Below are 10,969 nucleotides of genomic sequence, written 5' to 3'. Positions count from 1 at the left end.
CGGTATGGAACAGGCCAAGCACGAACTGCCGGATATCACCTATTGCAACGATGCCTATGCATGCGCGACTGGCGCCGACGCGCTGGTGATCGTGACCGAATGGGAGCAGTTCCGCGCACTCGACCTCGCACAAGTGAAGCAGAAGATGAAGCAGCCGGTCATCGTGGACCTGCGCAACATCTACCGACCCGAAGAAATGCTCAAGGCCGGCTTCACCTATGAAAGCGTCGGGCGCGGAAAGTCCTGAGAGCTCATCGTCAGGAGACTAAATGCAAATGCCCGGCAAAAGCCGGGCATTTGTGTTGGCGAGCCGCCGGCCAGGCGACAAGCGGGCTCACTTGCCCCAGAGCTCGTTCGCGACATCGACAGCGAGCTTGAGCTTCGCCCACTGCTCTTCCTCGCTGAGGATGTTGCCTTCCTCGGTGGAGGCGAAACCGCATTGCGGTGAGACGGCCAACTGCTCGAGCGGCGCGAACTTCGAAGCCTCTTGCAGGCGCGCCTTGATGTCTTCCTTCTTCTCGAGCTCACCGAACTTCGAGGTGATGACACCGACCACGACGACCTTGTTGCCTTTCGGCAGGAAGCGCAGCGGTTCAAAACCGCCGGCACGATCCGAATCGTATTCGAGAAAGTAGCCGTCATAGTTGGTACCGGCGAGCAGCGTTTCAGCCACCGGCTCGTAGCCACCCGACGATATCCAGGTGGAGCGGAAGTTGCCGCGGCAGACATGCGTGGTGATCACCATATCCGCAGGACGCTCGGCGATCGCGTAATTGATGATGCGCGAATAGATCTGCTGCAGATTGTCGGCATCCTCGCCGCGCGCACGGACCTTGTTCAGCTCGTCTTCCGAGCAGAGATAGGCCCAGACCGTGTCGTCGAACTGCAGATAGCGGCAGCCGGCGTCATAGAACGCCTTCACCGCCTTGCGATAGGTCTTGGCCAGATCCTCGAAGAACACTTCGATATCCGGATAGACTTCCTTCGAGATCGCCTTGCGACCGCCGCGGAAATGCAGAACTGCCGGCGACGGGATGGTCATTTTCGCGGTGACGCCGGCGGTGTCGCAATGCTTCTTCAAGAACTTGAAGTGCGCCAGCATCGGATGATCGTCGGGGAAATCCACCTTGCCGATCACGCGCACCGAATCATGACGGGTCTCGACGCCGGTGAACTGGATGCCGGTGTCGGGATGATAGAGTTCGCAGCCCGTCAGCTTGGCGAGGAAGTCGAAGTGCCACCACGAACGACGGAACTCGCCGTCGGTGGCGAGCTTGAGGCCGGTCGAGGCCTGGCGATGCACAACCTTCTCGATCTCGATGTCTTCGACCTTGCGCAGGTCGTCGGCCGAAATCTCGCCCTTCTCCAGCTTGGCGCGCGCTTCCTTGATCGATGCGGGCCGCAACAGGCTACCGACTTCGTCGGCACGGAACGGGGCTTTGGTTCTCTGCATAGTCGTTACTCCAGAATGCTTGGTTTGCAGATCAGCCGGGTGTGCCGGCCGTGTGTTTGTTCTTGCTGCCGGCCGCGCCGGCGACGCCGAGGAAATGCTCCAGCACGGCGGGATCGGATTTCAGCGCTGCACTCGTTGCCTCATGTACGATGGTGCCGCGTTCCAATATCACGACACGATCGGCGAGCCCGAGTATTTTTTGGGCATTCTGTTCCACGATGATGGAACAGACGCCGCCGGCACGTGTGATCTTGCCCAGCGCTGCAAGCAATTCATCGACGATGATCGGCGCAAGGCCTTCGGTCGGTTCATCCAGCAGCAGCACCTGCGGATTGAGCGTCAGTGCCCGGCCGATCGCCAGCATCTGCTGTTCGCCGCCGGAGAGTTGATTGCCGAAATTGTTCCTGCGCTCTTCGAGCCGCGGAAACATCTCGTAGATCTTCTGGACGTCCCATGGCCCAGGCTGCGCCACGGCGGTCATGTTTTCTTCCACGGTGAGCGAGCGGAAGATGTTGCGCTCCTGCGGCACCCAGCCGATGCCGGCGCGGGCGCGCTGGTCCGGCCGCAGCGACGTGATGTCTTTTCCACCGAGCTTCAGCGTCCCGCTGAAGCGGCGGGTGACGCCGACGATGGAATTGATCAGCGTGGTCTTGCCGGTGCCATTACGTCCGAGCAGTGCCAGCACCTGGCTTTCGCCGAGTTGCAGCGTCATCTTCGGAATGACCACGGCTTCGCCATAGCCCGCGCGCAGGTCATTGATGTCGAGAAGGTCAGACATCGGCGCCCTCGCCCAGATACACGGCCTTGACGCGCGGATCGCGCGCCACTTCGTCTGGCGGGCCTTCCACCAGCATGGCGCCCGCGACCAGCACAGAGATGCGATCGGCAAAGGAGAATACCAAATCCATGTCATGCTCGATCAGCAACACGGTGACGTCGCGCGGCAGGCTGGCGACGGCCGAGAGAATATCGTGGCGCTCGCTTTCCGGCACACCTGCAGCCGGCTCATCGAGCAGCAGCACACGCGGCTTGGTGGCGATGGCGACGGCGATCTCGAGCAGGCGCTGCTTGCCATAGGGCAATGTCGCCGTCGGTTCATTCATGACGTCGAGCAGGTGAAAGCGCGCGAGGTTTTCCGCGATCGCGTCATTGACGTCACTGCGGGTGCCCATGCGACGCCACCAGTCGCTGCCATGGCCGAGATGTTCGGACGCAGCGAGACCGACCGTCTCCAGCGGCGTCATGTCGGGATAGAGCTGATTGATCTGGAAGGTGCGCGACAGCCCGCGCAACACGCGCTTGTGCACCGGCAGCCCGGTGATGTCGTTGCCCTCCAGCAGGATGCGGCCAGAATTGGGCTTGAGCACGCCGGTCAGAAGATTGATCACGGTGGTCTTGCCGGCACCGTTCGGGCCGATCAGCGCATGGCGCGCGCCGGCCTCGATCTTGAGCGACAGATCACGGGTGACCCGGAGCCCACCGAAGGACTTTTCGAGATTGACGGTTTCCAGCGCGATGGTCATGGCGCCTTACCTTCCGACACGACGGCCGGCGTCTTGGCGCGGCTGAACTTGCTTGCGATCAGGCGCGGCAGGAACATCGCCCAGCGATGCATGCGGTCGCGGCCGATCAGCACGATGACCACCAGCACGGCGCCGATCCAGAACTGCCAGTATTGCGGCGTCAGTGTCGAGAACAGCTCCTGCAGCAGTTTGAAGATCACCGCACCGATCAAGCCGCCATAGAGATAGCCGGTGCCACCGATAATCAAGACCAGCATCAGATCGGCCGACCGATCGAACGCAAAGCCATCGAGCGAGGCCAGCGCGGTCGTCTGCGTGGACAGAGCGCCTGCGATGCCTGCGTAGAATGCGGCGATGGTGTAGATCGCGATCAGCCGGCGATTGACGGGAATGCCGATCGCCGAGGCGCGCAGTGGATTGTTGCGGATCGCACGGAGCGACAGGCCGAACGGCGAATGCACGATGCGTCGCGCCAGCAGGAACAAGACGAACAGCACGCAGAGACAATAGATGAAGCCGACCTTGCCGAAGATGTCGAACGAGAACTGGCCGAGAATCGGCGCCATCTCGATGCCCTGAAGGCCATCGGATCCGCCGGTGATATTTGAAAAGCGGTTGGCGAGCTCGCGCAGCAACAGCGCAATACCGAGCGTCACCATCAGCCGCGTCAGATCCGACCCGCGCATCACGAGGAAGCTCGTCACGAAGCCGAGCGCCATCGCGGCAAGACCAGCAACCACCAAGGCAATCACGGGTTCGGTGACGATACCGTGCAATGCGAGGAGTCCCGCCGCATAGCCGCCGAAGCCGAAGAATGCGGCATGGCCGAGCGAAACGATGCCAGCATAGCCGAGGATGAGATCGAGCGAGAGCGCGAACAGCGCGAGCCAGGCGATCTCGGTGAGGATCAGGTAGCGGTTCGGAAACAGCAGGATGCAGCCTGCGGCGGTGAGCCAGAACACGACTTCGGGCCAGCGCCATTGCGCGCGCGCCATGGCGAAGGTGCCGACTTCCGGATGGGTGGTGCTGTTCGCTGTCATGATCCCCTCACCGCGCCGCCGTACGGCCAAACAGGCCGTTCGGGCGCCAGATCAGGATCACGATCATCATGGTGTAGATCACGAAGGCGCCGAGCTTCGGCACGTAATATTTGCCGGCGACATCGCCGATGCCCAGCAGCAGCGAAGCCAGGAATGGCCCGGTGATGCTGGACGAACCGCCGACGGTCACCACGATCAGGAAGTAGATCATGAACTTCAGCGGGAAGTACGGATCGAGGCCGAGGATTTCCGCGCCAAGTGCGCCGCCCATGCCAGCCAATCCGCAGCCGAACGCGAAGGTCAGCGCGAACACCTGCGGAACGTTGATGCCCAAACCCGACGCGGCGCGCGGATCATCGACCGCGGCGCGCAACCGGCTACCGAAGCGCGTCTTCGACAGGATCATCTGCAATGCGATGGTGAGCAATCCGCAGATCACGATGATCATCAGGCGATAGCGGCCGGCACCAAGGCCGAACAGATTGATCTGACCCTGCAGATAATCCGGCAAATGGATAAAGGTCTGCGACGAGCCCATGAAGTAGTCCATCGCCGTCACCGACATGAAGACGAGGCCGATGGTGAACAGCACCTGATCTAGATGGCTGCGCGTATAGAGATGGCGATATAGCGATCTCTCAAGCACGGCGCCGATCGCAGCGCTCACCACGAAAGCAATCGGCAAAGCCGCAAAGAATGGCAGGCCGGCGCGATTGACCAGGATCGCGCAGGCATAGCCGCCTGCCATGGCGAAGGCGCCGTGCGCGAGATTGACGAAGTTCATCAGGCCCAGCGTCACCGCCAGCCCGCACGCCAGCACGAACAGCAACATGCCGTAGGCGACGCCGTCGAACAGAATGGTGAGAAGGGTCATGCAGGCTTCGCACTTTCTTGTCCCTCCCCCTTGCGGGGAGGGTGGCCGGCCGCAAGGCCGGTCGGGTGGGGGTGCCGCATACTCTGCAGAACTCGGGGCACCCCCACCCCGGCCTCCGCTTCGCTCGGCCGACCCTCCCCGCAAGGGGGAGGGAGACCATTAGCGACGTCGCGTCACGTCAAGCTTGATACTTACTTCTTCGTCTTGCCGGGATCCTTCACCGCCTCGAACGTCGCGAATTCGATGTTGTAGAGTTCGCCGTCCACCTTCTCGACCTTGCGGATATAGATGTTCTGCACGATGTCGCGGGTCTCCGGATCGATCGAGATCGGGCCGCGGGGGCTCTCCCACTTCATGCCCTTCATCGCCGCGATCAGGCTGTCGCCATCGGCCTTGCCGCCGGTCTTCTTCAGCGCCTCATAGACGAGATGGATGCCGTCCCAGCCACCGACCGCCATGAAGCCCGGACGCGTGTTGTAGGCCTTCTTGTAGGCCGCAACGAACTCCTTGTTCATCGTCGACGGATGGGCTGCCGAATACAGATGCGCGGTCACGGCGCCAAGCGCTACGTCGCCCATGTTGTTGAGCAGGTCGTCGTCCATCACGTCGCCGGGTCCGATCACCTTGATGCCGGACTTGTCGAGGCCACGCTCGGCATACTGCTTCATGAAGTTGCCGCCCTGCCCGGCCGGCACGAACACGAACACCGCGTCGGGCTTGCTGTCCTTCATGCGCTGCAGGAACGGCGCGAAGTCCGGATTGGCGAGCGGCACCTTGACCTCTTCGACGATCTCGCCGCCGCCGGCGGTGAAGTACTCCTTGAAGAATTGCAGCGCGTCGTTGCCCGGTGCGTAGTCGGAGGTCAGCGTCGCGACTTTCTTGATGCCGTTCTTGGCAGCCCAGTCGCCGATGATGGTGGAGGACTGCGCCAGCGTGAACGAAGTACGCACGATATAGGGCGAGCGTTCGGTGATGATCGAGGTGCCGGCAGCCATCACGATCTCTGGCACCTTCGCCTGGGTCGCGAGCGGCGCTGCGGCGAGCGCAGCCGGCGTGACGCCGAAGCCGGCGATGATGTTGACCTTCTCGTTGACGATCAGTTCCTGCGCGAGGCGCTTGGTGTTGTCAGGCAGCGCCGCGTCGTCCTTGAGGATGACTTCGACCTTCTTGCCGGCAACGGTGTCGCCGTTCTTCTGCTGATAGAGCTTGATGGCGTTATTGATCTGCTGGCCAGTCGAAGCCTGGCCGCCGGTCATCGGCACGATCAGGCCGATCTTGACGGTCTCCTGCGCCTGTGCGAGCCCGCCGATGGACAGCACGCTGACAGCGGTCACGGTCGCGGAAATCAAATTCCTCAGCATTAATTCCTCCTCTGTAGGTGATGCCGGCTCTTCAAGGCCGTGAAGTCATAGTCCCCATACGCTGTCGCCCGCGATGATGATCGCCCGCGATAACGGAGCCATGTTGACCTGTCAACGGGTGGGTTGACAACACAACGCGGTCTGTTGAACTGCGTAATGCCGACGCATCGTGGCATGCTGCTAAAGTCTAGCCAAGCATTCACGGGCCGCTCGATTTCCGTTCATTCAGATTGCAGATCGTATCCAGATGACAAAGCCGGTGATCAACCATGGACGATATGTACCGGCGCTCATCAATTTCCTGGGCAACAAGCTCGCCGCGGGTGCCTCGAGTGCCTATCGACGCGAATTCGGCGTCGGCGTCACGGAATGGCGAATCCTCTCGAAGCTCGCCAGCGAAGACGCGTGCACCGCACAACAGATTTGCCAGTATTTCGACCTCGACAAGGGTCTCGTCAGTCGCACCCTTAAATCTCTGGTCGATAACGGCAGCGTGACAGTGACCGATCTGGCCGGCGACAACAGGCGCGTCGTCATCCTGACCAAATCCGGCCGCGCGCTGCATGACCGGATCATCGAACTGGCGCTGGACCGCGAACGCGTGCTGCTGGATTGCCTCGATGAGAAGGAAGTCGAAAAGCTGATCGACATGCTGGGCCGCCTGCTGGCACAGGCTCCGGCGGTCAACGCGGTACAGGTTCGCAAACCCACGACACCGCGCCGGAAGACTGCCGTCTGACGCAAGTCTTTGGTAAAGGAGAGGTCCCCAGCTCAATCCTGTCTGGCGCACCACTCAATCTTTTGATTTGGTTTATTTTATTGGAATTTCGGTCTTTAGCGCCACTCAATGTGCCACACAGATCATGGTTTCCCTAAAATTTTCGATGGTCTCCCGCTCGCGCTCTTCCGTCTCTCAGTTCGTGTTCCGACGAGGCTTGTTAACCAGCTAAGGGCCAGGCTCGTCCTGCTGTACCTCAGCAGAAATAATGCCCCCTGAGGCCTGCGATGGTCCCACTTGACGACGACACCGCTCCAGCTGCTCTCGGTAACTGTGCCGGCGTCGCCCGCATCGTTCTTCCAATAGACGCGAGCGCCGATCTTCAGTTTTCTCGATTGGTCGCCGGTCATGCACACAGCCTTTCAGTGAACGTTATTCCCGTTTCTTCCTGAAAAGACCACGTGCGCCGGCCCTGAACGCCGCGGCAGCACCGGCTTCGCTCGCCCACGCCGGTCGTCAGAAAGAACCACTTCCAGCGACAGATCGCGTATCCGTAGAAATAGTCCCGCCAAGCTTCAGTAACGCTGGCGTCACGCCACGGCATAGGATCTGGCACTCGCCATCGGCATCAGGGATCGCGATCAGCCGGCCCTTGCGCTCTGGCGGGCTTTGCCCAAAAAGAGTTCGCGGCAAAAGAATGCCGCTGAGCGGAGGAATGATGACAAGCGAGAATGAGCATCAGGCGAGTTTCGATCCCAAATTGCTTGAAATTCTTGTTTGCCCTGTGACGAAGAGCAAGCTCGAATTTGACGCGGCCCGGCAAGAGCTGATCTCGCGCCAAGCCAAGCTGGCGTATCCGATCCGAGACGGCATCCCGATTATGCTGCCGGAAGAGGCGAGAATGATCGCATAGCTGAAGCTCAATTTATACGCCAGCACGAGACTGATATGAGGGGCTATTACCCGGCTGCCGAAGCAAACGTATGACACGCCGCCATGGCAGAACGCGATGCACGTCTTGATTCAGGCGGCCGAGTACGACGGGCCGATCGAGTTCGCGCGCCTCGGTATGCTGCAAGCACTCTTCCGAAAGGAACGCCGTCTATCATTCGGTCGACAAAGACCGGAAGTGGCGCAACCGCTATACGCGCGTGGGGGAAGATGAACCTGTCTGACCAGGAACTCACGCACACCGCGGCCCAGGTGATTGCGAGTTCCTCTAGCCGCGGTCATTGATTGCTACGCCGTATTTCAATATGTTTCCATTGATGACACGTCGCCCAGGAAATTTCGATCTCATGCGGCTGTTGGCCGCCTCAATGGTTTTCTGGTCACATCAATTCCCGATAGCCGGACTCGCAGAACCTTCCATCCCGACGGTGGGGTCGTTGGGCGGCTTGGCTGTATTCGTGTTCTTCGCGATTAGTGGGTATCTCAATTCCAAAAGCATTCTGCGCTCACGATCGTCGACAGAGTTTCTGGTCAGTCGGGCGTTTCGCATCTTTCCCGCTTTAGTCGTCTGCATGGTTTTCTGCGTCGTCTTGGGTGCTTTTGTCACGACCCTACCGCTGAGCGAATACATATTCCCGCATGAACTAGGTTTCAGCGGTCGCGCTGCTCCTTTTTCGTTTCTTTGGCGCAACTCCACGCTTTTCTTTGGGCTAGATTACTCGCTTCCAGGAGTTTTCCAGTCGAGCCTCACCGCGAAAGCGATGGCTGGCCCTATATGGACACTTCCTGAAGAAGCGAAGTTGTATATTTTTCTCGCAATTATCGCGTTCTGCCTTCGCTTTAACGCGCGCTTCTTGGGAAGCTTGATCGTAATCGGAATTGGCGGCTTCGCTATCTCTGGCATTTGGTACGACTTAACGCCCGCTTGGCTCAGTCACCGGGGCCTGACTTGCGCCATCCTGTTCGCCAGTGGCGCGGGCGTCGCAATAGTAGAAAGCTGCAGCAACAAGACGGCTTCAATCGCATGCTTTGGTATAATTTCATTGTTGCTGTTGGGGTGCGGGCAGATCGAAACGATGGTGCTTGTCGCAATCGCTCCAGCATGCGTCCTGCTAAACGACGTGCCACTTCCATCGTGGACTGCTCCAAGGCTTGATATCTCGTTCGGTGTTTACCTTTATGCGTTCCCCATTCAGCAATTAACAGCGGGACTACTACCGGAGTTTTGGGCGAACGGATTATTCGCGTTCGCACTGACGTTGATCGCTGGCGCTCTTTCGGCATTGCTGGTTGAACAGCCCATGCTGAACGTTCGGAAGAGGTTGAAAGCTCCGGCGAATTCGCACCAGTTGGCAACGGCCCGGGTGATGTCAGTCGCTGGATAGAGAAACCGAAGCGCTAGCGAGTCTTTGGGGGAAATGTTGCGCTACGGATTGATCCAAGCCTTGCGAGCCATAGCCGCCAACATGGTGGTGGCTTCACACATCATCGGCCTTCACGAACGGTTCTACCCGCAATTCGGCAAGTGGCACGACCTCTCCCTAAATCTCGCCATTTGGGGCGTCGGCTGCTTCTTCGTGATCAGCGGTTTCGTTTTGACCCGCGCTGCCATGCGAGAGGACTGGCTACAGTTTCTGATGCGCAGATTATTGCGCATCTATCCAATCTACTGGATTTATCTGCTTATCACAGCGGCTTTCATTGTCCTCTGGCAAGGTGAACATATCGACTTCTCCCGCGTCGTGGCATCGACCTTACTCATCCCCGGCGCACCCCAAATAGTCTCTGTCGCGTGGTCGCTGGTGTTTGAAGTCTACTTCTACGGTGTGATCGTCGTCTTCCTTTTTCTCGGTGCAAATCTGCGCTACGCTTACGGCTTATGGGCACTAGCCGTCGTTGGCCTGAGCCTCGTCGCACCGAGCAGTTTCCTTGGTCACCTAATTGCCTTGAAATTCATGGCTGGTGCGGTTGGCGCGCTGTTCCTACGAACGTTGGTTGATCGAGCGATATCGGCCGTCTGGACGCCGCGTTGGCTGCAGCCGATCGGTGATGCATCCTATTCCATCTATCTTGGGCACTTTCTAGTGGTTGCGGCGCTCAGCCGCGTACTGTTCGCAGTAATACCCGGCCAGGCCGTATTGAGTTGCACTACTTGCCTGCTAGCCGCGAACGTCGCCGGGTTGGCCAGTTATAGATGGGTCGAGAGACCGATTCTGAATTTGCTCAAAAATTTCCAATGGGCTCGTTCAGCCACGTCGGCATCCGCACATAGTCGCCAGCGATCGTTGGAAATGTGAGATCGCCACGCTGGTTTAGAAATTCATAAGCCAAAGCCTTGCCGGAGTGATCAGCATCAATCGCACTCTTCATTGCGGTAACGGTCTCTTCCACGGCAACAATACACTCGTGATCCTGTCGCCCTCTCGAGACGAATCGATGCAGCGTGCCCTTGACGTGTCGTGATCCGCACGAAGGCCACCGACTGTTGGCCCTGTTCGTCACCGTGACGTGGCTGCCGAAGCGCTTGGTAGCATCCCCCGCGCCGATGGTGGACGTCCGCTTAGGTGCCGATAACGGACTCAGGTCGGACATCGCCTCGAGTTCGAGAAGTGCCAGGATCGGAAGTCGCGATCCATGGTTCAAGTCTCAGAGCAAGGCTACCAGAGCCGCACAACACGATTTTGCGGCGCTATTCCGAGACCTATCGCAGGGCGGTTGCGCGCGGCGCCGTCGCGCGTCGGGGTGGAACGTATTTCGTTAGTTGAGATTTCAATCTCGACTAAGCAACCGGGATACTTGCGATGTTCACCAGAAACGGAACTACAATTCCAGGGACTACCCCCGAGCAGGCTGCCCTGCTTGAATTTGCCCGCAGAATTCTAGCGGAGGCGCGAGCTAGTCGAGAAGGGTGTATCCCACACGCAAGGGTCCCAACGCAACGAGTGCGGCGATTGACATCATTGGATTATCATCTGGATGTGTACAAGCAGGTTATTTGAAGGTTTGCCCAAATGACCGCGAATGGTCAAACGGCGTTGGATTGCGTGGG

General features: G+C 59.3%; 11 protein-coding genes. 5 read left to right on the top strand and 6 right to left on the bottom strand.

Annotation, left to right across the window (positions count from 1 at the left end; translation table 11 throughout):
- Positions 1-247 (top strand): UDP binding domain-containing protein (locus AB7813_RS30705; RefSeq protein ID WP_441228963.1); only part of this gene is annotated, 247 nt, incomplete at its 5' end.
- An 87-nt stretch (positions 248-334) separates the two neighbouring features.
- Here the strand turns inward: AB7813_RS30705 and AB7813_RS30700 are convergent.
- The 6 genes from AB7813_RS30700 to AB7813_RS30675 form a co-directional block, all read right to left on the bottom strand.
- On the bottom strand, positions 335-1,453 hold the full coding sequence (locus AB7813_RS30700) for a cobalamin-independent methionine synthase II family protein (protein ID WP_116660575.1): 1,119 nt from the start codon (positions 1,451-1,453) through the stop codon (positions 335-337).
- Between the two features lie 31 nt (positions 1,454-1,484).
- The gene (locus tag AB7813_RS30695; RefSeq protein ID WP_441228962.1) at positions 1,485-2,231 is read right to left on the bottom strand and encodes an ABC transporter ATP-binding protein; all 747 of its coding nucleotides are present in this window, start codon (positions 2,229-2,231) and stop codon (positions 1,485-1,487) included.
- Positions 2,224-2,976 carry an ABC transporter ATP-binding protein gene (locus AB7813_RS30690; RefSeq protein WP_089268231.1) on the bottom strand — a complete coding sequence of 251 codons (753 nt, stop codon included), beginning with the start codon at positions 2,974-2,976 and terminating at the stop codon, positions 2,224-2,226. Before AB7813_RS30690 ends, AB7813_RS30695 begins: the two co-directional genes overlap by 8 nt.
- The gene (locus AB7813_RS30685; RefSeq protein WP_441229017.1) at positions 2,973-3,971 is read right to left on the bottom strand and encodes a branched-chain amino acid ABC transporter permease; all 999 of its coding nucleotides are present in this window, start codon (positions 3,969-3,971) and stop codon (positions 2,973-2,975) included. Before AB7813_RS30685 ends, AB7813_RS30690 begins: the two co-directional genes overlap by 4 nt.
- Positions 3,972-4,023: 52 nt before the next feature.
- Positions 4,024-4,890, bottom strand: coding sequence for a branched-chain amino acid ABC transporter permease (locus AB7813_RS30680; protein ID WP_441228961.1), 867 nt, complete (start codon positions 4,888-4,890; stop codon positions 4,024-4,026).
- 191 nt (positions 4,891-5,081) lie between these two features.
- On the bottom strand, positions 5,082-6,251 hold the full coding sequence (locus AB7813_RS30675) for an ABC transporter substrate-binding protein (RefSeq protein ID WP_441228960.1): 1,170 nt from the start codon (positions 6,249-6,251) through the stop codon (positions 5,082-5,084).
- Positions 6,252-6,498: 247 nt separating this feature from the next.
- On the opposite strand from AB7813_RS30675, the gene AB7813_RS30670 reads away from it, so the two are divergent.
- The 4 genes from AB7813_RS30670 (at position 6,499) to AB7813_RS30655 (ending at position 10,217) form a co-directional block, all read left to right on the top strand.
- Positions 6,499-6,990, top strand: coding sequence for a MarR family winged helix-turn-helix transcriptional regulator (locus AB7813_RS30670; protein WP_441228959.1), 492 nt, complete (start codon positions 6,499-6,501; stop codon positions 6,988-6,990).
- A gap of 694 nt (positions 6,991-7,684) precedes the next feature.
- Positions 7,685-7,882: a Trm112 family protein gene (locus tag AB7813_RS30665; protein WP_441228958.1), complete on the top strand. Its 198-nt coding sequence runs from the start codon at positions 7,685-7,687 to the stop codon at positions 7,880-7,882.
- A gap of 385 nt (positions 7,883-8,267) precedes the next feature.
- Complete coding sequence (locus tag AB7813_RS30660) at positions 8,268-9,305, top strand: acyltransferase family protein (protein ID WP_441228957.1); 1,038 nt, start codon at positions 8,268-8,270, stop codon at positions 9,303-9,305.
- A 33-nt stretch (positions 9,306-9,338) separates the two neighbouring features.
- On the top strand, positions 9,339-10,217 hold the full coding sequence (locus tag AB7813_RS30655) for an acyltransferase family protein (protein WP_441228956.1): 879 nt from the start codon (positions 9,339-9,341) through the stop codon (positions 10,215-10,217).
- Positions 10,218-10,969: the final 752 nt, after the last annotated feature.

Origin of the sequence: Tardiphaga sp. 20_F10_N6_6 (genome assembly GCF_052076045.1) — a bacterium.
GTDB lineage: Bacteria > Pseudomonadota > Alphaproteobacteria > Rhizobiales > Xanthobacteraceae > Tardiphaga > Tardiphaga robiniae.
This window is presented reverse-complemented; position numbering and strand designations above follow the sequence as displayed.

What these genes read in the sequence shown, in the direction of transcription:
- AB7813_RS30700 (WP_116660575.1), bottom strand. Translation starts at nt 1,453, where the DNA reads ATGCAGAGAACCAAAGCCCCGTTCCGTGCCGACGAAGTCGGTAGCCTG.
- AB7813_RS30695 (WP_441228962.1), bottom strand. Translation starts at nt 2,231, where the DNA reads ATGTCTGACCTTCTCGACATCAATGACCTGCGCGCGGGCTATGGCGAA.
- AB7813_RS30690 (WP_089268231.1), bottom strand. Translation starts at nt 2,976, where the DNA reads ATGACCATCGCGCTGGAAACCGTCAATCTCGAAAAGTCCTTCGGTGGG.
- AB7813_RS30685 (WP_441229017.1), bottom strand. Translation starts at nt 3,971, where the DNA reads ATGGCGCGCGCGCAATGGCGCTGGCCCGAAGTCGTGTTCTGGCTCACC.
- AB7813_RS30680 (WP_441228961.1), bottom strand. Translation starts at nt 4,890, where the DNA reads ATGACCCTTCTCACCATTCTGTTCGACGGCGTCGCCTACGGCATGTTG.
- AB7813_RS30675 (WP_441228960.1), bottom strand. Translation starts at nt 6,251, where the DNA reads ATGCTGAGGAATTTGATTTCCGCGACCGTGACCGCTGTCAGCGTGCTG.
- AB7813_RS30670 (WP_441228959.1), top strand. Translation starts at nt 6,499, where the DNA reads ATGACAAAGCCGGTGATCAACCATGGACGATATGTACCGGCGCTCATC.
- AB7813_RS30665 (WP_441228958.1), top strand. Translation starts at nt 7,685, where the DNA reads ATGATGACAAGCGAGAATGAGCATCAGGCGAGTTTCGATCCCAAATTG.
- AB7813_RS30660 (WP_441228957.1), top strand. Translation starts at nt 8,268, where the DNA reads ATGCGGCTGTTGGCCGCCTCAATGGTTTTCTGGTCACATCAATTCCCG.
- AB7813_RS30655 (WP_441228956.1), top strand. Translation starts at nt 9,339, where the DNA reads ATGTTGCGCTACGGATTGATCCAAGCCTTGCGAGCCATAGCCGCCAAC.